Annotated in this window: 18 protein-coding genes; 11 read left to right on the top strand and 7 right to left on the bottom strand. The window is 62.7% G+C overall.

Annotated elements, in window-relative coordinates:
- Positions 1-543 precede the first annotated feature (543 nt).
- The 7 genes from FKZ61_RS13215 (at position 544) to FKZ61_RS13185 (ending at position 9,338) form a co-directional block, all read left to right on the top strand.
- Positions 544-2,103, top strand: coding sequence for an ABC transporter ATP-binding protein (locus tag FKZ61_RS13215; RefSeq protein WP_407659909.1), 1,560 nt, complete (start codon positions 544-546; stop codon positions 2,101-2,103).
- The gene (locus tag FKZ61_RS13210; RefSeq protein WP_211358547.1) at positions 2,100-3,212 is read left to right on the top strand and encodes an ABC transporter permease; all 1,113 of its coding nucleotides are present in this window, start codon (positions 2,100-2,102) and stop codon (positions 3,210-3,212) included. Before FKZ61_RS13215 ends, FKZ61_RS13210 begins: the two co-directional genes overlap by 4 nt.
- A 5-nt stretch (positions 3,213-3,217) precedes the next feature.
- The gene (locus FKZ61_RS13205; protein WP_141610585.1) at positions 3,218-4,189 is read left to right on the top strand and encodes an ABC transporter permease; all 972 of its coding nucleotides are present in this window, start codon (positions 3,218-3,220) and stop codon (positions 4,187-4,189) included.
- A 384-nt stretch (positions 4,190-4,573) separates the two neighbouring features.
- A complete protein-coding gene (locus FKZ61_RS13200) occupies positions 4,574-5,509 on the top strand; it encodes a thiamine pyrophosphate-dependent dehydrogenase E1 component subunit alpha (protein WP_407659911.1) in 936 nt (311 codons plus the stop codon).
- Positions 5,496-6,524: an alpha-ketoacid dehydrogenase subunit beta gene (locus FKZ61_RS13195; protein WP_141610583.1), complete on the top strand. Its 1,029-nt coding sequence runs from the start codon at positions 5,496-5,498 to the stop codon at positions 6,522-6,524. Before FKZ61_RS13200 ends, FKZ61_RS13195 begins: the two co-directional genes overlap by 14 nt.
- A 222-nt stretch (positions 6,525-6,746) precedes the next feature.
- A complete protein-coding gene (locus tag FKZ61_RS13190; protein WP_141610582.1) occupies positions 6,747-8,027 on the top strand; it encodes a dihydrolipoamide acetyltransferase family protein in 1,281 nt (426 codons plus the stop codon).
- A gap of 123 nt (positions 8,028-8,150) precedes the next feature.
- Entirely contained in the window at positions 8,151-9,338 is a 1,188-nt protein-coding gene (locus tag FKZ61_RS13185; RefSeq protein ID WP_141610581.1) for a DegT/DnrJ/EryC1/StrS family aminotransferase, read from the top strand.
- A gap of 231 nt (positions 9,339-9,569) precedes the next feature.
- Here FKZ61_RS13185 and FKZ61_RS13180 read toward each other — a convergent pair whose 3' ends face one another.
- Genes FKZ61_RS13180 through FKZ61_RS13160 form a run of 5 tightly spaced genes read right to left on the bottom strand, consistent with a single transcriptional unit; the run spans position 9,570 to position 16,120 of the window.
- On the bottom strand, positions 9,570-11,387 hold the full coding sequence (locus FKZ61_RS13180) for a CehA/McbA family metallohydrolase domain-containing protein (protein WP_141610580.1): 1,818 nt from the start codon (positions 11,385-11,387) through the stop codon (positions 9,570-9,572).
- Between the two features lie 49 nt (positions 11,388-11,436).
- Positions 11,437-12,918, bottom strand: coding sequence for a sulfatase-like hydrolase/transferase (locus tag FKZ61_RS13175; RefSeq protein ID WP_141610579.1), 1,482 nt, complete (start codon positions 12,916-12,918; stop codon positions 11,437-11,439).
- 6 nt (positions 12,919-12,924) lie between these two features.
- Positions 12,925-13,839 carry a carbohydrate ABC transporter permease gene (locus tag FKZ61_RS13170; protein WP_141610578.1) on the bottom strand — a complete coding sequence of 305 codons (915 nt, stop codon included), beginning with the start codon at positions 13,837-13,839 and terminating at the stop codon, positions 12,925-12,927.
- A 5-nt stretch (positions 13,840-13,844) separates the two neighbouring features.
- Complete coding sequence (locus FKZ61_RS13165; protein WP_229964243.1) at positions 13,845-14,786, bottom strand: carbohydrate ABC transporter permease; 942 nt, start codon at positions 14,784-14,786, stop codon at positions 13,845-13,847.
- Positions 14,783-16,120, bottom strand: coding sequence for an ABC transporter substrate-binding protein (locus FKZ61_RS13160; RefSeq protein WP_170199669.1), 1,338 nt, complete (start codon positions 16,118-16,120; stop codon positions 14,783-14,785). The genes FKZ61_RS13165 and FKZ61_RS13160 overlap by 4 nt, the downstream gene beginning before the upstream one ends.
- 1,020 nt (positions 16,121-17,140) lie before the next feature.
- On the opposite strand from FKZ61_RS13160, the gene FKZ61_RS13155 reads away from it, so the two are divergent.
- Positions 17,141-18,184 (top strand): alanine racemase, encoded by a 1,044-nt coding sequence (locus tag FKZ61_RS13155; protein ID WP_141610576.1) that lies wholly within the window; start codon positions 17,141-17,143, stop codon positions 18,182-18,184.
- A gap of 15 nt (positions 18,185-18,199) precedes the next feature.
- On the opposite strand, the gene FKZ61_RS13150 is transcribed toward FKZ61_RS13155, so the two are convergent.
- Together FKZ61_RS13150 and FKZ61_RS13145 are read right to left on the bottom strand one after the other, a co-directional pair.
- Positions 18,200-19,657 (bottom strand): sulfatase family protein, encoded by a 1,458-nt coding sequence (locus tag FKZ61_RS13150; RefSeq protein WP_141610575.1) that lies wholly within the window; start codon positions 19,655-19,657, stop codon positions 18,200-18,202.
- Positions 19,658-19,804: 147 nt separating this feature from the next.
- Positions 19,805-20,839 carry a glycosyltransferase family protein gene (locus FKZ61_RS13145; protein ID WP_141610574.1) on the bottom strand — a complete coding sequence of 345 codons (1,035 nt, stop codon included), beginning with the start codon at positions 20,837-20,839 and terminating at the stop codon, positions 19,805-19,807.
- Positions 20,840-20,933: 94 nt separating this feature from the next.
- Between FKZ61_RS13145 and FKZ61_RS13140 the strand changes: the two genes are divergently transcribed.
- The 3 genes from FKZ61_RS13140 to rho all read left to right on the top strand — a co-directional run bounded on the left by FKZ61_RS13140 (position 20,934) and on the right by rho (position 24,404).
- Positions 20,934-21,731, top strand: coding sequence for a class I SAM-dependent methyltransferase (locus tag FKZ61_RS13140; RefSeq protein ID WP_141610573.1), 798 nt, complete (start codon positions 20,934-20,936; stop codon positions 21,729-21,731).
- A gap of 183 nt (positions 21,732-21,914) precedes the next feature.
- On the top strand, positions 21,915-23,294 hold the full coding sequence (locus tag FKZ61_RS13135) for a dipeptidase (RefSeq protein WP_141610572.1): 1,380 nt from the start codon (positions 21,915-21,917) through the stop codon (positions 23,292-23,294).
- A gap of 12 nt (positions 23,295-23,306) precedes the next feature.
- Entirely contained in the window at positions 23,307-24,404 is a 1,098-nt protein-coding gene (gene rho, locus FKZ61_RS13130; protein WP_326838570.1) for a transcription termination factor Rho, read from the top strand.
- Positions 24,405-24,419: the final 15 nt, after the last annotated feature.

Below are 24,419 nucleotides of genomic sequence, written 5' to 3'. Positions count from 1 at the left end.
GGGCGGGATCCCGCGCCGTAGGTGCGGTCTCTGGCCGCACGGTTTTGCCGCACCCAGGCAGGTGAAGGGGAGGCGGCGGGTGCGCAGCTGCGAGCTGCGCCTACGAAGGGGGGCAGGTCCTGTAGGGGCGGGGCTTGCCCCGCCCGGCGTCGCCAGGATCCGGGAGGTACCGAATTCTTGTAGGGGTGGGCCCCGTGCCCGCCCGATGGTGCCGGTGCCCCGCAGAGTGGGCCACGTTCGGCGGGCCGGAGACCCGCCCTACGTGTCCGTGGCACCCAATCGGGGCGGGATCCCGCGCCGTAGGTGCGGTCTCTGGCCGCACGGTTTTGCCGCACCCAGGCAGGTGAAGGGGAGGCGGCGGGTGCGCAGCTGCGAGCTGCGCCTACGAAGGGGGGCAGGTCCTGTAGGGACGTGGCTTGCCCCGCCCGGTGTCGCCAGGATCCGGGAGGTACCGAATTCTTGTAGGGGTGGGCCCCCGTGCCCGCCCGATGGTGCCATACCCAGGCAGATGAAGAAAAGACGACAAAGCAACAGATGGACACGGTGAAATCTGCACCCATCGTTGAATTGCACAACATCACCAAGCGCTTTCCCGGCGGCGTGCTGGCCAACGACCGGGTCAGCCTGGCGCTGAAGCAGGGGGAGATCCTGGGGCTATTGGGCGAAAATGGCGCCGGCAAGACCACCCTCATGAACATCCTCTACGGCCTCTACCGGCCGGACGAGGGAGAGATCCGCCTGCGGGGCCGCCCGGTCCACTTTCGATCGCCCCATGACGCCATCGCCCACGGCCTGGGCATGGTCCACCAGCACTTCATGCTGGTGCCCACCTTCACCGTGGCCGAAAACCTGATGCTGGGGCAGCCTTCGCCCCGGGCTCCCCTCCTGGCTGACCGCCGGGCCGTGGCCCAACGGATCCTGGAGCTTTCGGCCCAGTACGGGCTGCAGGTGGATCCCCACGCGCCGGTCTGGCAGCTCTCGGTGGGCCAGGAGCAGCGGGTGGAGATCCTCAAAGCCCTCTACCGGGGTGCTGAAATCCTCATCCTGGACGAGCCCACCGCGGTGCTCACACCCCAGGAGGTGGACGAGCTGCTGGCCATCCTGCGCAGCCTGGCCGCGGACGGGCGTTCCATCATTTTCATCAGTCACAAGCTGCGGGAAGTGATGGAGATCTGCGACCGCATCGCGGTCATGCGGGACGGACGGCTGGTGGACGTGGTGCCGGCCGCCCAGGCCACGGCCCAGGCCCTGAGCCGCATGATGGTGGGCCGGGAGGTGATGCTACGGGTGGACAAACAGCCCGCCAAACCTGGCGAAGTGCTCCTGCGCATCCAGGACCTCCACGCGGAGGACGACCGGGGGCTGCCTGCCCTTCGGGGGGTGAACCTGACCGTGCGCGCTGGCGAGATCGTGGGGGTGGCCGGGGTGGAGGGCAATGGCCAGCGGGAGCTGGAGGAGGCCCTGCGGGGGCTGCGGACGGTCTCGTCCGGGCGTATCGAGCTCTGCGGCCAGGATGTGACCAACCGCACGCCTCGGGCCATCTTCGACGCTGGTCTGGGGCACGTCCCCTCGGACCGATACCGGACGGGGCTGCTGCGGGATTTCAGCGTGGCCGAGAACCTGGCCCTGGTCACCGTAGACCGGCCGCCCTTCACCCGCCGGGGGCTGCTGGACATGGGGGCCCTGCGCGCCCACGCCCGCCGGCTGGTCCAGGCCTTTGACGTACGCACGCCGTCGGTGGATGTCCGGGTGGCCACCCTCTCCGGCGGCAATGCCCAAAAGGTGGTCCTGGCCCGGGAGATCGCCCACGGCCCCCGGGTGCTGCTGGTGGCCCAGCCCACCCGCGGGGTGGACGTGGGCGCGATCGAGTATGTGCACCGGGAGCTGGTGCGTCGGCGGGATGAGGGCATGGCTATTTTACTCATCTCCACCGAGCTGGACGAGATCCTGGCCCTGAGCGACCGCATCGTGGTGCTCTACGAGGGGCGGATCGTGGGAGAGTGTCCGGCAGAAGAGGTGGACGTGGAAGCCCTGGGCCTGATGATGGCGGGCACGCCCCAACATCCGGTGCAGGGGGGCCATGTGCAGGGGGGACAGCCGTGAGCGATTCGGTTTCTCCATCTTCGGTCACGGCCCCGGCGGAAGCGGGCGCGACCGGCGTCCTTGCGTCCCGTCGGCGGGCCGGCTGGCTGCGCCAGATCGCGCCGTTGTTGGCAGCCCTGGCGGGTGTGTTCCTGGGGTTGCTGGCTGGCGCGGTCCTCATCCTTCTCTCCGGCGCCGATCCCGTGGCGGCCTATCTGGCCATGTTTCAGGGCGCCTTTGGCGGCCGACGGGCCCTGATGGAGACGGTGCTCAAGACGACGCCTTTGCTGTTGATGGGCCTGGGGTTGACCGTGGCCTTTCGGGGCCAGGTCTGGAACATCGGCGGGGAGGGGCAGTATCTGATGGGGGCCCTGGCCGGCGCGGTGGTGGGCCTGGGTCTGCAGGCTACCCTGCCGCCGGCGCTGGTGATTCCGCTGATGTTGCTGGCGGGTCTGGTGGGCGGTGCGCTTTGGGCTGCGGTGGCTGCCTTCCTCAAGCTGCGTTTTCAGATCAACGAGATCATCTCCACCTTGATGCTCAACTACATCGCCGAGTACTGGTTGCTCTACCTGGTGCGGGTGCCGTTGAAAGATCCGGAGAGCTTCCTGCCCCAGAGCGCCCAACTGGCCCGGTCGGTGCGTTTGCCCACCCTGGGGGACACCCGCATCCACGTGGGTTTTCTCATCGCGCTGGCGCTGGTGCCCCTGGTCTACTTGCTCCTCTGGAAGACCCCCCTGGGCTTCCGCATCCGGGCCATTGGCGCCAGCCAGACGGTGGCCCGCTATGCTGGCATGAGCGTCTCCCGCGGCATTGTCTTCGCGCTGCTCTTCAGCGGTGCGCTGGCCGGCCTGACGGGGATCATGGAGGTGAGTGCACTCCACACCCGGCTCAAGGCAGGGATCCTGGGCGGCTACGGCTTCAGCGGCATTTTGGTGGCCCTCCTGGGGCGGCTTCATCCCGTGGGCGTGTTGGTGGCTGCGCTCTTCTTCGCCGCGCTGACCATCGGCGCCCAGACCATGCACAGCGTTTACGGGCTGCCCATGGCCCTGGCCCAGGTGATCCAGGGGCTGGTGGTGCTCTTCGTGTTGGCCGCGGACGCGCTGGCCCGACGGTGGATGATGACGAGGTGATTTGAATGGCGGATTGGGGCCCTCTGTTGACGTTGACCTTTCTGACCACGCTGCTCATTTCGGGCATTCGGCTGGCCATTCCCATTTTCCTGGCGGCCCTGGGAGAGATCATCACCGAGCGGGGAGGTGTCTTGAACCTGGGTCTGGAAGGGATCATGCTGGCCGGTGCGCTGGCGGGCTTCATGACGGCCTACGCTGCGGAACAGTCGGCTACCCCGTGGCTGGTGGGGCTGGCGCCCTGGCTGGGCTTGGGGGCCGGGCTGATCGCCGGCCTGCTCATGGGGCTGATCATGGCCGTGCTGGCGGTCTCCCTGCAGACCGACCAGGTGGTGACCAGCATCATGCTGGTGATCCTGGGCCAGGGCATCACCACCTACGTCTACCGCCAGCAGTTCAGTTCCCTGACCGCCCGGGTCACGGGCATGAAACCCGTGCCCATCCCCGTGCTGGCGGACTTGCCGCTGGTGGGGCCCGTGCTCTTCAACCACGACCTGGTGACCTACGGCAGTCTCTTGCTGTTGGCCGCTTCCCTCTTCTTCTTGTACCGTACTACCTGGGGGCTGAACATCCGGGCGGTGGGCGAACATCCGGCCGCGGCGGAGACATCGGGGGTGAATGTGGTGGCCGTCCGCTATGGGGCGGTGCTCCTGGGTGCGGCCCTGACCGGGCTGGGTGGCGCAGTGTTGACCGTGGCCCAGCTGGGCATCTTCAACGAGGGCATCACCGCTGGCCGGGGATGGATTGCGGTGGCGCTGGTCATCTTTGCCCGCTGGCGGCCGGAGCGGGCCTTTGCCGGCGCGCTCCTCTTCGGCATCGCCACTGCGCTGCAGTTCCGCATCCAGGCCCTCAACCTGGAAGCCATCCCCTACGAGCTGCTGCTCATGCTGCCCTATGTCCTGACCCTGCTGGTGCTGCTGCAGGGCGGTGGCCGCAGCGTGGCGCCCGCGGCGTTGGGCCGGGCCTATGTGAAGGAGTAGGCGGCCCGGCCCGGATAGCCGGGCTGGATTCCCGCGTCAAGGCTGGCTTGTCCCAATTCCCGGCTTTGCGCTATGATATTGGCAGCTTGCACGTGAACGACACGTGAATCGTCCCATGGTGCCCCCATCGGTCCCACAGGCCCACCATGGATTGCTCCCCAGGCCGCACGTGCGGCCATCTTCATCTGTGCCCACCTGTGTGGATGACCCTGCGACAAAACCCTGACACGATCCTGCGACAAGAAGTGGATGGGCGGCCCAAACCAAAGGATGGAGAAACCAGCGATGGCAGACAAGACGAAACCAGACCCCGTCTCGGGCGCGCCTGACGCCCCACCCGCGGACGCGGCCCTGGACGGCGTGGACCGCGAACAGTGGCTCCACATGTACGAGCAGATGTGCAAGATCCGCTCCTTCGAGGAGGCGGCCAACGAGCTCTACACCAGCGCACGCATGCCCGGCCTGGCCCACCTCTACATCGGCGAGGAGGCCATCGCCGTGGGCGTCTGCGAAGCCTTGCGTCGGGACGACTACATCACCAGCACCCATCGAGGGCACGGCCACTGCCTGGCCAAGGGCGCCGCGCTGGACCGCATGTTCGCCGAGCTCTTGGGCAAGGCGCCCGGCTACTGCCGCGGCAAGGGTGGCTCCATGCACATCGCCGATCAGGACACGGGCAACCTGGGCGCCAACGCCATCGTGGGCGGCAGCGCGGGCATCGCCACCGGCGCTGCCCTCTCCATCAAGATGCGGGGCACCGATCAGGTGGCGGTCTGCTTCTTCGGCGACGGCGCCCTGGGCCAGGGCCTCCTCTACGAGGCCATGAACATGGCCCAGCTCTGGCAACTGCCGGTCATCTACGTCTGCGAGAACAACCAGTACAACGAGTACACCCACAACCGGGAGACCACCGCCGGCAGCATGTTGGGACGGGCCCAGGCCTTCGGTCTGGAAGCGGCGGAGGTGGACGGCCAGGATGTGCGGGCCGTGTTCCACACCATGCAACGCCTGGTGGCCCGTGCCCGGCGGGGCGAGGGGCCGGCCTTCCTCCTCTGTCATACCTACCGCTTCCGAGGCCACCACGTGGGCGACATCGACCGCTCCTTCTACCGCTCTGCCGAAGAAGAGGCCTGGTGGCAGACCCACCGGGACCCCCTCAAGCTGCTGGCCGACTGGCTCATGGCCGAGGGCGGGGTAGAACCGCCCATCTTTGACCGCATCCAGCAGACGGTGCGCAGCGAGGTAGAAGCCGCCGTCCAGTTCGCCCTGAACGCTCCCTACCCGGACCCCAGCGAGGTGGATCGCCATGTCTACGCCTGACGTCCAGTACAGCATTTCGGTGCGCAATCCCCAGGGCCGGGAGATCACCTTCGCCCAGGCCATCCGGGAAGCATTGGCCGAAGAGATGCGGCGGGATCCCCGGGTCTTCATCATCGGCGAAGATGTGGCCGAGGCGGGCACCGTCTTCAAGGTGCTGACCGGCCTGGTGGACGAATTCGGCCCCGAACGGGTCATCGACTCGCCCATCTCCGAGGCCGGCATCACCGGCATGGGGGTGGGCGCCGCCATCACCGGCATGCGGCCGGTGGTGGACATCATGTTCGGCGATTTTATCACCCTGACCATGGACCAGATGGTCAACCAGGCAGCCAAGACCCACTACATGTCCGGCGGCAAGCTCAAGGTGCCCATGGTCCTGCGCACCACCCTGGGTGCCACCCGTCGCTCCGCCGCCCAGCATTCCCAGTCCCTCCACGCCTGGTTCAGCCATATCCCCGGCCTCAAGGTCGCCATTCCCGCCACCCCCTACGATGCCAAGGGCCTCATGAAGACGGCCATCCGAGATGACAACCCGGTGGCCATCTTCGAGGACAAGATGCTCTACCAGAGCAAGGGGCCCGTGCCCGCCGAGGAGTACACCCTGCCTTTCGGCGTGGCCGACATCAAGCGCACCGGCACCGACATCACCCTGGTAGCCACCAGCAGCATGGTCCTGGTGGCTCTGGAGGCCGCCGAGAAGCTGGCAGAGCTGGGCATCAGCGCCGAGGTGGTGGACCCGCGCACCACCGTGCCCCTGGACCGAGAGACCCTCATCCAGTCGGCCAAAAAGACCAGCCGCGCCATTGTCATCGACGAAGGCTACCACTCCTACGGCGTGACGGCCGAGCTGGCCTCGGTGATCGCGGACGGCGCTTTCTACTACCTGGACGCGCCCGTGAAGCGGCTGGGTGCCATGGACGTGCCCGTGCCCTTCTCGCCGGTGCTGGAGGACCTCACCGTACCCACCGCCGAACAGGTGGTGGAAATGGCCAAGGCGCTCTGCGGCCGCCATTGAGGAAACCGTCAGGGCGGGGCTGGCCCTGCCCGTTGGCCAGGACCGAAAGGTGTCGATGCGTCCAGGGGGGGCGTGCAGGTGGGTTCATGCAACCCGTAGGTCCGACCTCCTGGCCGGACAAGGGTGCCAGAGCCTTCCCTGCGCCCTATCACGCAAGGATGCGTGACCTACGTCTGCCGTGGCATTTACGCCGGATTGTACCAGAAACAGAGGGATGGGACGATGCCGAAAGAAGTCTACATGCCCGCCCTGGGCATGAACCAGGAGACGGGGACCCTCCTGCGCTGGCTGAAGGCTGAGGGCGAAGAGGTCCGCCAGGGCGAACCCCTGATGGAGGTCGCCACCGACAAGGCGGAGGTGGAGATCGAAGCGCCCGCCTCGGGTATCCTGCGCCGGGTGACGGCCCGGGAAGGGGACGAAGTGCCCGTGGGCCAGGTCATCGCCCTCATCGCCGCGCCGGATGAGCCCTTCCCCCAGGAGGCTCAGGCGGAGCCTGCTGCTCCCCCCCAGCCTTTGCCCCCGTCCCGGCCGGCGGTCAGCCCGGTGGCCGCCCGCATCGCCGCCGAGCACAACGTGGACTTGAGCCAGGTGCAGTCCTCCGGCCCCCGCATCCAGAAGGACGACGTGCTGGCCCACCTGGCCGCCCGCGCTGCCTCATCCCCGCAGGCCGTCCCCCGGCTTACGCCAGCATCGCCCAAAGCCCGCCGCCTGGCGGCAGAGCATGGCCTGGATCTGGCCGCTGTGCCCGGCAGCGGCCCCGCGGGCGCAGTGCTGGCCGGGGACGTGTTGGCCCACCTGGAGCAGGCGGTAGAACCGGCCACCCCGTCCACCCAGGCCCTGCCCCAGTCTCGCCTGTGGTCGCGGATGGTGGCGCGCCTGACAGAGAGCTGGCAGACGGTTCCCCACTTTTACCTGGCCCGGGAGGTGGATGCCGGCCGCCTGATGGCCTGGCGGCAGTCGCTGGCGGACCGGTTGAGCGAGCGGGTCACCTACACGGATCTGCTGGTGAAGCTGGTGGCCGTGGCCCTGCGCCGCCATCCGCGCCTCAACGCCGCCTGGCACGACGGCACCATCGTGGCCAACCCCGCGATCCACATCGGTGTGGCCGTAGCCGTAGAGGAGGGGCTGCTGGTGCCGGTGATCCACCACGCGGATACCCTGGGCGTGGCCCAGATTGCGGCCCGCCGCAAGGAGCTGGTGGAGCGGGCCCAGGCCGGTCGGCTTACCCCCGACGACCTGGAGGGGGGGACATTCACCCTGAGCAACCTGGGCATGTACGGCGTCGACAGCTTCTGGGCCATCGTCAACCCACCCCAGGCTGCCATCCTGGCGGTAGGGCGCATTGTGGAGAAGGTGGCCCCTGTGGCGGGTCAGCCGGCAGTGCGTCCCATGCTGGCCCTGCATCTTTCCTGTGACCACCGGGTAGTGGACGGCGCGCGGGCTGCTCCCTTCCTGGACACCCTGGCCGCCCTGGTGGAAGATCCCCTGCGTGCCCTGGATTGATGGGGCGTCCACAGATTTCACAGATGAGCCCAGATTTTTATCCAGCTCTCGTTGCCGTCCCTTGACCATTCGGACGCGGAGTCGGCATTCTCAGATGCCGAGCCAGACAGGAGGAAAGCTTCCATGGCGAAATTGGCGCTCAACGGCGGGACGCCGGTCTGTACCCGCTCCTGGCCCCGCTGGCCCCAGTGGGACGAGCGGGAAAAGAGCCGCCTGTTGGCGGTGTTGGAGTCCGGCGAATGGGGCGGCTTCAATGAGCTGGTGGGGGAGTTTGAGCGGGCCTTTGCCCGTCTTCACCAGGCGCGCCACGGCCTGGCGGCGGTCAACGGCACCCTGACCCTGGAGGCGTCCCTGCGGGTGCTGGGCATCGGCCCCGGTGACGAGGTCATCGTGCCGCCTTATACCTTCATCGCCACGGCCAACGCCGTGCGGCTGGTGGGCGCGACACCCGTCTTCGTGGACGTGGATCCGGACACCTACAACCTGGATGTGGCCGCGGTGGAGGCGGCCCTCAGCCCCCGGACCCGGGCCATCATTCCGGTGCACTTTGCCGGCCACCCGGTGGACATGGACGCGCTGCTGCCCCTGGCCGAACGTCATGGACTCTTCGTGGTGGAGGATGCGGCCCATGCCCACGGCAGCCGCTGGCGAGGCACGCCCATGGGCACCCTGGGCCACATCGGCTCTTTCAGCCTCCAGTTGAGCAAGAACCTGACGGCCGGAGAAGGGGGCATCCTTTTGACCCAGGACGACGAGCTGGCGTCGAAGTTGCGCAGCTTCATCAACCAGGGGCGCACCCCCGGCGGGGCCTGGTATACCCATGGGTTGCTGGGCAGTAACCTGCGCATGACCGGCTGGCAGGCAGGGATCCTGCTGGCTCAGCTGGAGCGCTTCGACGCGCAGCTGGAACGCCGCATGGCCAATGCTCGCCGCCTCAACGCCATCTTCGAGGAAATTGGCGGACTGCGGCCCATGGGGTGGGATGCCCGGGTGGATGCCCACGCCTTCCACCTTTACATGCTGCGTTACGAGCCGGCTGCCTTTGGCGGCGTGCCTCGGGATCGTTTTGTCGCCGCGCTCCAGGCCGAAGGCGTGCCCTGCTCCACCGGCTACGCGGTGCCCCTCTACCGCCAGCCGCCCCTCGCCGAGCCCTACAGCCGGGTGACGTCCTGCCCTGTGGCGGAGCAAGCCTGCCAGGAGGCCATCTGGCTCACCCAGAACCTGCTCCTGGCCGAGCCAGAGGCCATGGAGGAAATCGGCCTGGCGGTGCTCAAGATCCGGGAGCATGTGGGTGAGTTAAGGCTGTTTTAAAGTTGTATTATGTCAAGGGGGCTTTATAGAAGATGACTTGCTGAAGATTTTGTGTGTTTTATAAAAGTTGCCAAGATGAGGAAGCTGGACAAGTCAGGAGCAAGTCAGGAGCAAGTCAGGAGGAGGTGCAATAGACGCTCATGGTGCCCTTCTTGCCCTTCCTCAGGGGCAGTTCTTCTGGGCATTGGGTGTAGACAGGATACAACCACAGTCCCGTGGCCGCCCTTTGCCTTAATTGTACTCACGGTCCAGCCACACCGGGCTTAGCCATGCGCGATGGCCGTCAGCTTGGCGCAACCGAAGATAGTAATAAGCCCATTCTCCTGCTGGTACAGGCAGTTCTAATTCATCGTATTCTATGTCCCATCGATTCGGCTGGTCCTGCCACACGCAGTGTCCATTTGATATAATTTGCACGATTTCAATGGGAGCCGTGCCGTATAGACGAGCCGTAAAGTTTACACCTTCTCTATCCACCAAAATGGCTTCACCGCCGGAGGCGACGCCGTTTACCCAGAAATCACAGACAATTGGTACGCCTGAGGTAGCGTAGGTCCGTCGCCGATCCATTGCTTGCCAGATGGCTTCTCTGGTCAGTGCATCTGCTCGAAAGCAGGTTATTCCCACATATTGGCCGTCCCGCTGGGTTGGATAACCTGCATGGTTGTCTGAGCCGGCGACGAATCCCAGGCGCCAACCTTGGGCCAGTGCATCTTGTACGGAAGCTCCCTGGCCACCCATGCGAATGCCCCATTGCTCGTCCAGCGCATCTGCCTCAAAATTTCCTCGGCCTTGGACGATCTCAACCAGCCGAGCCCGTTTGTTGGGGATCGCCCAATTATATTTGGCCCAATAGATACCCTTATCCATCATCTCCCGATGTTCGCCGGGAGCGAAGATCTGCCCGGCATTGGTATGATGAGGCACCATAACTACATCCTGGGGCCAGGTAATCTCTGATGGGCAGATGTCCGGATCCCAGTACCAGGGACCGGCATCCAGGTGCGGAGAACGTAGATAGAGGTTAGCATGACCGTAGGCGGTTGAACTTTCCCAGGCGGGAATGGTGACGAAATAGCCCGGCTCGTAGAATTCCTCATTGACTGCTATGCATTCTTCCCACAGAAACCCCACAGGTGCGTGGTCGGTCATCGCTACCACGTCTAGATTCAGATAGTCTCGGACATAAGCGTAGGCCCGCCGTGGATCCCGATCTCCATCTACTGAGAGACGGGTGTGGAAGTGTATGGCACCAAAATAGTGCTTCAGATCGTCTGGGACTGGAAGTCGGATGGGTGCACTGCGGGCTTCCAGATCTCGTGCCGCGTCCCGAACCTCGACGCGTACAGGTCCCTGATTGGTCACCTGGATACCATCAATTACTCCTCTCCCGTCCGTACCCATTTTGATTTCTTTGGGCAACCCTTCCACCGCCTCGTCCGCCTTTAGCGTGATCGTTCCGCGATATCCGAGAACAGGGTTGAGTAATTCATCGGTGGCGAAGACCACCGCTCGATGCTTTCCGTGTGCGTCGGGAGCGGCAGCCCAGCGTACTTCCAGGCGCACGGGATCACCGGGTGCATTGTGCAGCGGCATAGGTTCCCCCACCGGTTCGAAAGACTCTACGCCTGGTGCACGTACCTTCACCAGGAGGGATCCTTCCACATCGGCGTGGGGAGAGGCTGCGGCCCGGAAAGCGAAAACAAGGTGCGCACCGGGACTGAGCGATTGGGTAATTTGGATCGTACAGAGGTAAACCTCTCCTACGGGGCGGCCAATTAGTCCGCCACCGGCTGGCCCTACCCCTCCTCGCGTCATTTGGTGCCAGGTATGGGGCAGGCCGTGTCCTAGCACGAAGCGCCCGTTTCCATTTTCCACCTCGATTCCATCGAGTGTCCACACCCGGGTATAGGAGTGGAAGGTGCTGATCGAGACCCGCACGTCGGTTCCGGCTGTCAAACCCTCCGGGCATTCCACGATCACTTTGATGGGTTTGGGTTCTTTGTCCGTGGCCACGAATTCAGTGGCACCTTCGTAGCGCACTTTCATGTTAATAATATACCCCTGCATCTCCATTGTGTGGAAGGATCATGCATTTTTATCGCCGATAGTCCCAGTCAGATTGTTCCACTGCGGATGTCTCCTCTCCGAACAGCGGCCCAACAGTGCCCAAACGAAGAGCGGGATAGAGGGTCTCGGTGAGCGGTGTATCGCCAGTTGCTCGGGCGTATTGCCAGAAGAGGTGCATCATCTGCTGCACTTGCTCTTCGTAGGCCGGATCCAGGGACAAGTTCACCATCTCCCAAGGATCCTCATCCAGATTGTAGAGTTCATCGAAGTCGAAACCGTTGAAGACGAATTTCCATGGTCCGTTCCAGACTACTCGCTGGGTCAAGCGATAACGGTTGCCATAGTACTCAGCGTAGCCCCGGGTCCACTCTTCGCCGATTCTGTATGGCGACTGGAGTAGTTGCACAAAGGAGCGGGAGTCCGGGACGTCGAACGGTTTGCAGCCGGCCAATTCTAGTAGCGTCGGGCATAGGTCATGTAGACCGACTCGTGCCCGACATAGGGCTCCCTTTTCGATGTCGGGTCCGCTAACAATCAGGGGGATCCGATAGATCTCTTCAAAAGCTGAGATGTCTTTGAAGAAGAGTCCGTGGGCACCCAGCAGGTCTCCATGATCGCTGGTCATCACGATAACGGTATTGTCAAGTTGGCCACTGGTTTCCAAAAAATCGAGAAGACGACCGAACTGACAGTCGATCTCGGTGATCGATGCGTAGTAACAGGCCCGGGCTTCCTGTTTCTGGGCCTCACTCAATTGTTTCCAGATGCCCTGTGCCCTACGGTAGAGCCCTGGCCGGTCTGCCAGCTCGTCATCTGCATTGGGAGGTGGGGGCAGATTCGCCTCTGCGTACGAGGTGTATATGTCCCTATGGGCGATAAACGGATCATGAGGCTCGACGAAGCTAACAAAACAGCACCATGGCGCTGGTCCCTTCACGGCCTCTTCCAAAAAGCGTAGCGCCATGGTAGTGGTAATGCCCATGCTGCGTCTTTCCGCCGGTCGTTCCGTGATCCCATAGAGCAGATGGGGACCATATCCAATGGGCCTATTGAGATAGAGAGCCGGGTTACAGGGAGGCTTTAGCGGCTCCCCATCCAATATCTCTTTCTCTGCAGCGCGAAAGAGCGCACCAGCGTGACCACCGTCCACTTGCCATCCAAACCGGTTTAGCTGATTAGTGCGTTCCACATGCCATTTACCGAAATACCCTGTTCGATATCCGGCTTCCACTAGGCGTTGAGCCCAGTGGGGTTTGTCGCTGCGTAATACGTGTAGGTCTGGAACTTTCGGGTAGAGCACTTCCAGCACGCCGTGGTTATGGGGCATTAGCCCTGTCATTAGACTGGCCCGGCTGGGTGAGCAGATGTTGTTGGGTGTGTAGGCTTGGGTAAAGCGTATGCCACGAGCTGACAGTCGATCTAAATGAGGGGTGCGGCAGACGTGGTCTGGTTCCAACACCTGGGCCTGCATCTGGTCAGCCATAAGAAAAAGGATGTTGGGGGGGCTCATTTGCTTTTATCCTTTGACACCTGAGAAGACGACGCCCTGGATGAAGTAACGTTGGGCGATGAAGAAGACGAGAATGACGGGTAGCATGACCACAAGTGACGCCGCCATTAACAGATGCCAGTCGGTGCCACGGCCGTAATCCGAGTTGAACGCATGCAACCCTAGGGAAAGCGTGAACTTTTCTCTTGATTGCAGATAAATGAGGGGCCGGAAAAAGTCGTTCCAGTGAGATTCAAAGGAAAAGATGGCTGCCGCAATCATGACTGGTTTGGCGAGAGGCAAGATAATTCGCCAGTAAATGCCAAAAGTATTGCATCCGTCGATTCGGGCTGCGTCGTCTAGTTCTGTGGGCAACGTCATGAAGAACTGCCGCATCAAAAAAATAAGAAACGGACCGCCACCAAAGAAGGCCGGTACAATCATGGGGAGAAAGGTGTCTAACCAACCGAGTTGGCGGAAAAGTAGAAAGGTGGGGATGAGGGTCACCTGGTTGGGTAGCATCATAGTTGATAGAACTATGATGAACAATACGTGGCGTCCCGACCAACGCAGTCGAGCGAAAGCAAAGGCGACCAGAGAACATGAGAGCAATTGTCCAAACATGGCCGTGAAAGTAATGATTGAGGTATTCATGAAAAAGCGACCAAAAGGCAGTACGCTCATGGCCAGACCGTAATTTTCCCACCGGATTAGATCGGGGATCCATTGGGGTGGAAATGCAAAGACCCCGGACGCGTCTTTGAGAGATGTAGACAACATCCAGGCCAACGGCAAGAGAAAGAGTACTGCCATTGGGATGAGGATGAGATGGATCATCAATGCAAGGCCGGACTCGCGCAGGCGCCGCCGCAGGCTGATCCGTCGTCGTCCGACAGCGGCCGCAGTTTGCTGTGACGAGATCGTCTGTTCCTGCGATACCATGCTCGTTATCTACTCCTTGCCTCTGATTCGTAGTAGACCCAGAACCGTGCGCTGCGGAAAACAAGCAACGTCAATAGCAGGACGTATACAAAGAGCACCCAGGCAAGCAGCGAGGCATATCCCATGCGAAAGTAAAGAAAAGCATTACGGTAGAGGTACAACACGTAGAAGAGGGTAGCATCCGCTGGGCCGCCATCGGTCATGATAAAGGCCTGGACAAAGACCTGAAGCGAGCGAATGATACCAATGATGAGTTGGAAAAACAGCACAGGGGTCAGGAGGGGCAGGGTGATGTTGAAGAAACGTCGTATTATATTAGCTCCATCTACCTCTGCGGCTTCATAGAGTTCGGTAGGGATGCCCTGAAGGCCGGCCAGATAGATAACCATGCTGTCACCGACCCCCCAGAGGCTCATGAGAATCAGCGCCCAGAGTGCCCAGTCGGGATCGGTAAGCCATCCTGGTCCTTCGATACCTAGAAAGCTCAGACCTAAGTTTAATAGGCCAAACTCTTTCGAGAAGATCCAGCGCCAGAGCAGAGCCACGGCCACGCCGGAAAGCACCGCCGGCAGGTAGTAGATTGTACGATAGATACGAAGACCGGAGATCTTAGCGTTGAGTAGTAATGCCAGAATAACGCCCAAGACGATCTGTAGGGGCACACTAACTACGGCATAGACTGTTGTCACTTTCAGCGCATGGAGTGCACTAGCGTCTGTGCCCAAGCGCTCGAAGTTATCGAAACCTATCCACTTTGGCGGTGTCACAATATCCCACTGGGCAAATGAGAGTGCAGCTGAGGCCACCATCGGGCCCAACGTAAAGATGAGAAAGCCAAGAATCCAGGGGCTGGCGAAAAGCCAGCCTTCCAGATTTTCGCGGCGTGCGAGGCGGCCTCGAGGTCTGGTACCCATGAATCCCGCACGCCGAAGTGCATCGCTGATCATGATTCTGCCGCCAAGATTTCGTTAATAACGGGACACATCGCTTCCGCCGCCTCCTTAGCCGTCTTACGACCCACCCAGACTTCGTCTAATTCCTTGCGGGCCGCAGTGGACCATTCCACGTATTTGGGGACAAAGTGATCAGGGCGGGCGACCTCGGCAGACATCAGGCTGACGTCGATCCAACGCTGTTCGTAGTTGGGGAGATAATCTAGAGTGGCCAGGGTACGAACTGTCGGAAAAATGCCCGTCTCCTTAAGCAGGATCTGCTGGCCATTACCGACTGACATGTCGAGCATCAGCGTCCAAGCTGCATCTGGATAGTTGGTCTGTTTAAAGATAGCGTAGTTGGCACCTTGTACGATGGATTGGCGACCATTGGGACCAATGGGGTTGGGGGCGATTCCCCACTCGCCCTTGAACTTGTTCATGGCCTCACTCAAATACCAATTTGCCGATTCATGCATGCCGATGCGCCCTGTTTCGAAGAGAGATGAAACATTCTGATCGGCCAGATTTTCAGCGCTTGGCGCTACTTTATGCACGTTAATTAGATCTGCCGTCCATTGAATGGCTTCTGGAGCTGGAGACACATCCACCAGACAAGATGTCTCCGTTTCGTCCAGTACCTCGCCTCCCCAGGCCCGCACCATCTGAACCCACCATGGATCTAGAGAAGAAGTGCCAAAGCGTCGGTTGACTCCTTCGCCTGAGGTGAGTTGGGTGGCAATGTTCAGATAATCATCCCAGGTCCAGTCATCGTTCGGAAACTCCACTCCGGCCTCTTTAAACATGTCGAGATTCAGGAAAACGAATGAAAACCAGATCTCGGCGGGCAATCCCCAGAGTTTGCCGTTCCACGAGAGGCGATCTAAGGTTTGCGGCCAGAAATCTTCCCGCTGCACCTCTGCGGCACCATCTAATAACTCGTCAATCTGCAGAAATGCACCCCGGGATGCGAATGCACTGTGATAGTGAGGCCGCATTAAGGTCATATCCGGAGGATTTCCAGCAGCGAGCAAGGTTTGCCATTTTTGCAATTGCGCGTCAGGACTACCAGGGTTAGGTTCGATCTGAACTTGGATGTCGGGATGATTCTGATTGAATGCATTGACAGCGTTCTCCACCGCTGTGCCTATAACGAGTGGAGGCAACCACCAGGTCATGAAGGAGAGTTCGGCGGGTTGTTGGTTGGCTGGTGCTTCGCCTGCAACGGAAGCATTAGGGGCAGGAGCCGGTGTACAAGCTGCGACCATTGCCTGCGCGGTCAGCCCACCGGCGACAGCGACTACCCCCTTAAGAAAGGAACGACGGCTCATCGGGTATTGCTCGCTCATCTCTAATTCTCCTTCATCATAGCGTATGTTTAGGTTCCGTTGACATCTCATTTCAATTAAGGGAAGGGCAGCAGCAAAAGAGATAAACCCCAGGTACCGGTTATCTGCTGCTCCCACTTTGAGGAAGCAGCAGATAACCGGTAGTATTTGGGTAGGTTAAAGCAACATTGCCCCAGAGGGTGTTCTTTACACAGGCGATGCTAGGCTGTTGGGAAGCGGCGTGATTGCTGCAACTGGAAGCAATCGCCAGACCGTCTGTAGCAACAATTTCACCTGGCGGGCTTCTGAGTCATAGGCTCAAGCAGTGATAATGAAAAATGAAATTAGTTTCGATTTCTGAGCGATGTTGTGAGGATGACTGTCGATGGGGAGAAAGCAAAGCATAGAGGGTTGTACGGCCTGTCCATGGAGGCATGGAGCTTGGTGCTGAAGCCGTCTCAAACACGCCCCAGGATCTGGGTCGATCACCTCTTGTTCTCCCGGATGCCCCATAAAAATGGGGAGGACTATAGACTTAGATCTACTTATTACGCCAGCAGGCAAAAGGTGAGTAGACAGCGTTCCATTCCCTAACTTGCTTGGGCGGTCCAGTCCTTACCACCAGATGCCTATCCATTGGAGCCAGCCAAAGCATCAATAAGCTGGGGAAATAAACTTAACTTCAAATTGCAACCAGTGACTCCTCTGCAAAAGGCGTTTTATTGCCGCCGGGACGTAGAGGATGCAGGGAGTATTCAGAGAAAAACTTGGCGTTCGCTGCGGTATTCTTGCAGTGAGGTCAACTAATAGATTTTGGGAGCTGTTTAATTGTCCAATAGGAAAAATGGTCAGGCCATTTGACTGCGATTCTAGCACACTGATATGAGGCTGTCAAGCAATGCAAAAAAGGAAAAAAGGAAAAAAGGTTAAAAGGTTTGTCAACAGCCAGAGATGTAAACTTTACTTTCATCCCTGATTCAGGCAACATATCAGCTACCTCATTGTACCCTCACCATTTACCGGCATAGGAGGAACCCACCCATGCTCATCCACGACCTGGACACCCCGGCCGTGGTCTGCGACCTGGACAAGCTGGAGCGCAACATCCAGGCCATGGCCCGGCACTGTCGCGAACTGGATATCCCCCTGCGCAGCCACACCAAGTCCCACAAGATCCCGGAGATCGCCCATATGCAACTGGCCAGCGGCGCCATCGGCATCTGCTGCCAGAAGGTGGGCGAGGCCGAAGTGATGGTGGCCGCCGGTGTACGGGACATCCTCATCCCCTACAACATCGTTGGCCCCGTCAAGGTGGAGCGCCTGCTGCGCCTGGCCCGGCGGGCCACCATCACCGTGGCGGTGGACTCGCTGGCCACCGCCCAGGGCATCTCCGACGGCGCCCAACGCGATGGCGGCAGCGTACGGGTCCTGATCGAGCTGGACACCGGCGCCAAACGCTGCGGCGTCCAATCTCCCCAGGAAGCCCTGGCCCTGGCCCGCCAGATCGTGGCCTTGCCCGGCATCGACCTGCAGGGTGTCATGACCTACCCCAGTCGGTCCGAAGCCAAGGACTTTCTGGACGAGACGGCGGCCCTGTGGGAAGAGGCCGGCCTGCCCCTCCACGTCATCAGCGGCGGCGGCACCGGCCATGAGGCCATCTCCAAGGAACTGGGCTGCACCGAGACCCGCAGCGGTTCGTACATCTGGGAAGGGCTGAGCCGGGTGCGCAGTAGCCAGGACCTGAGCGACGAGCGCTGCCCCCTGCGCATCATCACCACCGTGGTCAGCACGCCAGCGCCGGGCCGCATTATCATTGACGGCGGCATGAAGACCTTTGCCAGCTATCCGCCTGTGCCCTACGGCCACTGCATCGAGCATCCAGAAATTCAGATATACGCCATGTCGGTGGAGCACGGACATGTGGATGTGAGCCGCTCCTCCCACCACTTCCGGGTGGGCGAGCGCCTCACGTTTATCCCCCTGCATCAGGAGATGGCCCTCAACCTGCACGACGAGTTGGTGGGCTATCGGGGCGAACAGGTGGAGGTGATCTGGCCGGTGCTGGGGCGGGGGAAGGTGAAATAGCGTCCGCAGCGTGGCTCAACCCTGCAGGAACGGCGCAGCCTGCTGCTCGAAGTAGATGCGCAGCAGATCTCGTTCCCCGATGCGCCCGGCTGGGTGGCGCTCGATCTGGCGTGCCTGGGGGTTGAGGCGCAGCGCCGGCCGGGAGTCGAAGAGCCGCCAGCGGACAATGGCCTCCCGGAAGTCGGCGATCAACGGCTGGACTTCCGGATCGTCCATCCGGTTGTGCATCTCCAGGGGATCGGCGCGCAGGTCGAAGAACTGACATCGGCTTGGGTCACGGTCCCAGATCAGTTTGTGGGTGCGGGAGCGGGCCATGTAGTAGCCGGCGACGGTGTGCTCCAGGAACGCGTATTCCCGGTCCGCGTTTGGATCTTGCAGATCGAGCCCGGCCATCTCCGGCGGGGTCGTCACCCCCGCCTGGTGGAGGATGGTGGGCGCGACGTCGATGAGGTTGGCCAGGGTCGCGCGGGTGGTGCCGCCGCCCACATTGCCCGGATACTTGATCAGGAGGGGAACCCGGGCCAGGGGCTCGTAGGGGTGGCCCTGCTTCAGAATCATGTGGCGATAACCCATGTACTCTCCATGGTCCGACAGGTAGAGGATCATGGTGTTGTCGTAGAGGTGGCGGCGGCGCAACACCGCCACCATGCGTCCGATCTGGTGGTCGATCTGGCTGATGGTGGCGAAGTAGTAGGCCATGATCTGGCGCATGCTGGCTTCGGTCAACTGGCTGTTGTCGAAGTAGGCCTGGACCGGATCGCCGGGCGGCACCGCTTCGGTCCAGCCGGGCAGCAGATCCAGCTCAGCCGGGTCGTACAGAGTGGCCCAGGGCAGCGGCGGATCAAAGGGGTGATGGGGCTTCACGAAGCTGCAGATCAGCAGGTTGCCCTCTTCGCTCCACGACTCCAGGGTGCGGACGGCTCGTTCGCCGATCCAGGTGGTGGAGTGCCATGCCTCGGGCAGGTTGGACGGCTGCGCGCCGAAGCTTTGCCAGTACGCCTGGGGGGCTCGAACCCGGAACTCCCGTCGCTGGTCGTAGAGATCGATGGCGTCCACCAGGCCGGCCCGCATCAACTCCCGGTGATAGTCGTCGTCGAAGCGGCCATCCCCATCCTGTTCGCAGAGCTCCAGCTCGTGCAGGCCCACGTCCAGATAGGTGGGCGTCATGTGCATCTTGCCCACCGCCCTGGTACGATAGCCGTGTTCGGCCAGCAGGCGGGGAAAGGTGGGAATGTTGGCCTCCAGGGTGCAGCGGTTGTTCCAGCCGCCGTGTTGGTGGACATATTGGCCACAGAGCAGGGAGTAGCGGGACGGCGTACAGACCGGGTAGGGGCAGATGGCCTGCGGGTAGTTGACCGCATCCTGGGCCAGCCTGTCCAGGTGGGGCGTCTGAACCTGGCGGTTGCCGTTGAAGCCAACGCAATCCCAGCGGTGTTGGTCGGCCATGATCAGAAGAATGTTCGGACGCGCCATGGTATTCGCTCCCTTTCGTGCGGGTGGGGTGGTGGGTAGATCGTGTGGCTCCGTCTGGGGTTGCCCCGGGCTGACGCCATGGTAACATGGAGGACGGCAGCCGCCAAAAGGTCTGGATAAAAGTCTGGATAAAGGTCTAGATGGGGTCTAGATGAAGCGGGGACGGCGGATGGCGTCGCCGGCTGGCATGGGCTGGCCGAAAGCGGCCAGCACCCGTTCCTGAATGGCCAGCAGTTCTGCCTGCCCCTGGGGAGCCAGGGTTCCCAGCAACAGAGTGGGCAGGTGGTTAGCCAGCCACTGGGCCACGAAAGGGCCGGGCACTTCCAGGCGCTTGCAGGGCCAGATGATCATGTCTGCCGCCAGCTGGCTCCGGTCCATGGTGGCGAAGACGGAGGTGGGCTGCTCGTCGAAGGTGCGGCGGTTGACCGTGGCCAGGATGGCGCCCGTCTGGAGGGATTCCACGATCATCACGGCTTCGCACGCGTGGCGATAGTAGGCCGTTTCGCTGCAGCCGGCCAGGTTGGGCGGGGCGGTAAAGACGGCTTCTGCCGTGGTCCGACTGAAGAGCTTGTAGCCGGAGTGGAAGTCCGGCAGGGGGGCGTCCACGGCGGCGAACTGCCACACCAGGGGACGGCCGCAGCGGGCCGCATGGTAGGTCAGGGCATCCACCAGCATGCGGTTGGCCAGCTCCTCCTGCTCGCCCCGGAGGAACCCCAGGGGGCGGTGGCGGGAGAGGCGGTTGCCCAGCACCAGCACCCGGTCCGTCTGCTGCACCTGGGCCACATGCTCAGCACAGCGCACGAAGTTGAGGAGCTCGTTGCCAAAGTGGTCCCCATCCTGATCCACCGCGGCCAGGTAACGCAGGTCCGGGTTTTGGAGCAAGTGTTGCATCCCCCGGCGAAGGGCAGCCAGCTTGCCCCCATTCTGGGGGGCCTGAACCACCTGCAGGCCCAGTTCCGCAGCGACCGCATGGGCCGTCTCTCCGGCCGGGCCGGGTCCATCCACGCTGAGACAGATGTGGGCCGGGTTCGCCACCTCGCGGACGAAAAGGGCCACGGTCTCCTGCAGCAGCGAGCGGGCAAAGGCAGGGTCGGTATCGGGTCGGAAGTAGACCGGCATCACAATGCCCGTGGCCTGCTCCAACAGGTGGATGGTGTGGGTGGTTGCGTGGCTGGGCGCCATGGGCGAATCCTTTCCCGGTTTCTTGCACGAAGACGGATAGATTTTGTCTGATCTTCCCTTCTCTTGCAAAATGAAGGGCAGGAGATGCATGGAGATGGATGTTCGAGCCTACAATCGCAGGGCCTGGGATAAAGCCGTGGAGCGGGGCAGCGAGTGGACCGTCCCCGTGGGGCCGGAGGTCATCGCGGCTGCCCGCCGGGGGGAATGGCAGATCATCCTGACGCCCACCCGCCCGGTCCCGCGACACTGGTTCCCGGCTGACCTGCGGGGCTGCGAGATCCTCTGCCTGGCCTCCGGCGGCGGTCAGCAGGGACCCATCCTGGCGGCCGCCGGCGCCAGCGTCACCGTCCTGGACAATTCACCCAGGCAATTGGCCCAGGACCGGCGGGTCGCCCGGCGGGAGGGGCTTTTCCTGCGCCTGGTGGAAGGCGACATGGCCGACCTGTCCCCCTTCCCGGACGAGTCTTTTGACCTCATCGTGCATCCCTGCTCCAACATGTTCGTGCCGGATGTGCGTCCGGTCTGGGCGGAGGCTTTCCGGGTGTTGCGGCCTGGGGGCGCCCTCCTGGCCGGCTTCTGGAACCCGGCCGCCTACATCTTCGACCAGGCCCTGGCCGACGAGGGGATCCTGCAGGTGCGCCACCAGCTGCCCTATTCGGACCTCACCAGCCTTCGTCCGGAGGAGCGGCAACGCTACCTGGATGACCTGCAACCCCTGGAGTTCAGCCACACGCTGACGGACCAGATTGGCGGCCAGCTGGATGCAGGCTTCGTCCTCACCGGCTTCTACGAGGACCATTGGCCGGGCATCGCCCTGTCCGACTACATGCCCATCTTCATCGCCACCCGGGCCGTCAAGCCGGTTCAACCCCTGGAACAGCCCATCGTCTGAACCCGTTGAAGCGGGGCCACAGCGTCGGATAACGTCGGATAACGGAGCCGGACAATCCTGGGGACGTCCCGTGGGGCAGGCTGGAAGTGCCGGCCTCACCCTGGTGATACCTCGACCCAAATTCAACCCACATGCTGCCGGGGTGGTACGTCCCCGGTAGCCTTTCCGCAAAGGAGTCTGACCATGGCATCGTGGCAAGAGTACCTGGCCCAGAACCGGGAACGGTTCATCGAGGAGCTGCTGGAGTTCCTGCGCATTCCCAGCATCTCCAGCCTGCCCGAACACGCGGACGACGTGCAGGAGGCGGCCGAATGGGTGGCCGAGCGTATGCTCCAGGCGGGGATCGAAGGAGTGCGCATCTTGCCCACTGAAGGCCACCCGGTGGTCTACGGCGACTGGCTCCACGCGCCGGGCAAGCCCACCATCCTCATCTACGGCCACTTCGACACCCAGCCGGTGGATCCCCTGGAGCTCTGGACCCACCCGCCCTTCGAGCCGGTGATCCAGAATGGCCGCGTCTATGCCCGGGGCGCCAGCGACGACAAGGGCAACATGCTGATCCCCATCCTGGCGGTGGAGGCTCTGCTCCAGACCGAAGGGAAGCTCCCGGTCAACGTGAAGTTCTTCTTCGAGGGGCAGGAGGAGATCGGCAGCCCCCATCTGCCCCCCTTCGTGGCCGCAAATCGGGAGCTGCTGGCCTGTGACATGGTGGTGAGCAGCGACGGCGGCCAGTGGTCCGAGGATCAGCCGGCCCTTTCCGTGGCCTTCCGGGGGCTGTGCGCGCTCCAGATCGACGTGGTGGGCGCCCGGCGGGATCTGCACTCGGGCAGCTACGGCGGCGCGGTGCAGAACCCCATCCACGCGCTGGTGCGCATCCTGGATTCCATGCGCAGCCCAGACGGCAAGATCCTGGTGGACGGCTTTTACGACGATGTGGTCTTCACCGAGGAGGACCGCCGGCTCATCGCCCAGGTCCCCTTCGATGAGGCCGAGTTCAAGGCGGAGCTGGGGGTCACGGAGCTCTTTGGCGAGCCCGGCTATAGCACCCTGGAGCGCATCTGGGCCCGGCCCACCCTGGAGGTCAACGGCATCTGGGGCGGCTTCCAGGGAGAGGGGGTCAAGACGGTGCTGCCCAACCAGGCCCACGCCAAGATCACCTGCCGCCTGGTGGCGAATCAGCAGCCGGCCCGCATCCGGGAGCTGATCGCGGCCCATATCAAACAGCACACGCCGCCCGGCGTGAAGGTCAACGTGCATCCCTTCGCCAGCGCGGCTGACCCCTATCGCATGCCGGTGGACCACCCCGGCAACCAGGCGGCCCGGGCCGTCCACCTCCAGCTCTACGGCAAGGAGCCCTACTACGTTCGCAGCGGCGGCACCATCCCGGTGTGCAGCCTCTTCCTGCAGCACCTGGGCGCCTACACGGTGAATTTTGCCTTCGGGCTGAAGGATGAACAGGCCCACGCGCCCAACGAGTTTTTCCGTCTGAGCAGCTTTGACCGGGGCCAGCAGGCCTACTGCCTCCTGCTCCACCAGCTGGCCACCGTCGACAGTGCCGACTAGATAGGGGTAATCGTGCCTACCACAGCCAGTGGCGTGCTCGGGAAGGCCGCCCGGGGGGCCGGTGTGTTGCTCGATCCCGAACGCTCTTTTCAACCCGGGCCAGACGATGTCCGTGTGCCTGCAAACCTGATCCGCCGCTATGAACTGGTGGAAGGGGCCACGGTGGCCGGCCCTGTGCGCCGCCAGAAGGGGCGGGCCGTCCTGGCGGATGTCACCAGCATCTGCGGGCTGCCCCCCGAACGCTTCCGGGAGCGCACCCCCTTCCAACAACTGGTGGCCATCGATCCCAACGAGCGCTTCGACCTGGGGGCCAGCGGGGAGATCAGCATGCGGGTGGTGGATCTCATCGCGCCCATCGGCAAGGGGAGTCGGGCCCTGATCGCCGCGCCGCCCAAGGCAGGCAAGACCACCCTCCTGGCCCAGATGGCCGCGGCGATCCACGCCGTGGACCCGGAGACGCGGCTGATCATGTTGCTGGTGGACGAGCGCCCGGAGGAGGTGACCCACTTCCGGCGCACCGTCCCGGCCGAGGTGCTGGCCAGCTCCAACGATCAGCCCATCCGGGAACATGTGGCCCTGGCCGAGCTGGCCCTGGCCCACATCCGCTGCGAGCTGGAATGTGGCCGCAACGTGGTGGTCTTCATCGACAGCCTGACCCGCATGGCCCGGGCCTTTAACCTCCACGGCGCGGGCAGCCGGCGCACCCTCTCCGGTGGCGTGGATGCCGCAGCGCTGGAGATCCCCCGGCGCTTCTTTGGCCTGGCCCGCAACATCGAGAACGGCGGCTCGGTCACCGTGATCGCCACCGCCCTGATTCAGACCGGTTCCCGCATGGATGATTACATCTACGAGGAGTTCAAGGCCACAGGGAACAGCGAGCTGGTGCTGGATCGCAGCCTGGCCGAAGCCCGCCTCTTCCCGGCGGTGGATGTACTGGCCAGCGGCACCCGCAAGGACGAGCAGCTCTACCCGCCGGAGCTGGTGCCCCGGTTGACCAAGCTGCGCCGCTGGTTGGCCGGTGGCACCCCCAAGGTGGCCCTGAGTTCGCTGCTCAAGCTGCTGGAGCAGGTCCCGACCAACGAGGAGTTGCTGCGGCGGATCAACGTCTGAGGCCAGGAAAGCTTA

Source organism: Litorilinea aerophila (genome assembly GCF_006569185.2).
GTDB classification, from domain to species: domain Bacteria; phylum Chloroflexota; class Anaerolineae; order Caldilineales; family Caldilineaceae; genus Litorilinea; species Litorilinea aerophila.
Note: the sequence above shows the minus strand (reverse complement) of the source record. Positions and strands in the feature narration are given on the sequence as shown.

Coding starts and splice junctions, on each gene's coding strand:
- FKZ61_RS13170 (WP_141610578.1), bottom strand. CDS start 13,839: ATGGTATCGCAGGAACAGACGATCTCGTCACAGCAAACTGCGGCCGCT.
- FKZ61_RS13175 (WP_141610579.1), bottom strand. CDS start 12,918: ATGAGCCCCCCCAACATCCTTTTTCTTATGGCTGACCAGATGCAGGCC.
- FKZ61_RS13185 (WP_141610581.1), top strand. CDS start 8,151: ATGGCGAAATTGGCGCTCAACGGCGGGACGCCGGTCTGTACCCGCTCC.
- FKZ61_RS13160 (WP_170199669.1), bottom strand. CDS start 16,120: ATGAGCGAGCAATACCCGATGAGCCGTCGTTCCTTTCTTAAGGGGGTA.
- FKZ61_RS13195 (WP_141610583.1), top strand. CDS start 5,496: ATGTCTACGCCTGACGTCCAGTACAGCATTTCGGTGCGCAATCCCCAG.
- FKZ61_RS13205 (WP_141610585.1), top strand. CDS start 3,218: ATGGCGGATTGGGGCCCTCTGTTGACGTTGACCTTTCTGACCACGCTG.
- FKZ61_RS13145 (WP_141610574.1), bottom strand. CDS start 20,839: ATGGCGCCCAGCCACGCAACCACCCACACCATCCACCTGTTGGAGCAG.
- FKZ61_RS13190 (WP_141610582.1), top strand. CDS start 6,747: ATGCCGAAAGAAGTCTACATGCCCGCCCTGGGCATGAACCAGGAGACG.
- FKZ61_RS13150 (WP_141610575.1), bottom strand. CDS start 19,657: ATGGCGCGTCCGAACATTCTTCTGATCATGGCCGACCAACACCGCTGG.
- FKZ61_RS13155 (WP_141610576.1), top strand. CDS start 17,141: ATGCTCATCCACGACCTGGACACCCCGGCCGTGGTCTGCGACCTGGAC.
- FKZ61_RS13165 (WP_229964243.1), bottom strand. CDS start 14,786: ATGATCAGCGATGCACTTCGGCGTGCGGGATTCATGGGTACCAGACCT.
- FKZ61_RS13180 (WP_141610580.1), bottom strand. CDS start 11,387: ATGAAAGTGCGCTACGAAGGTGCCACTGAATTCGTGGCCACGGACAAA.
- FKZ61_RS13140 (WP_141610573.1), top strand. CDS start 20,934: ATGGATGTTCGAGCCTACAATCGCAGGGCCTGGGATAAAGCCGTGGAG.
- FKZ61_RS13135 (WP_141610572.1), top strand. CDS start 21,915: ATGGCATCGTGGCAAGAGTACCTGGCCCAGAACCGGGAACGGTTCATC.
- FKZ61_RS13200 (WP_407659911.1), top strand. CDS start 4,574: ATGTACGAGCAGATGTGCAAGATCCGCTCCTTCGAGGAGGCGGCCAAC.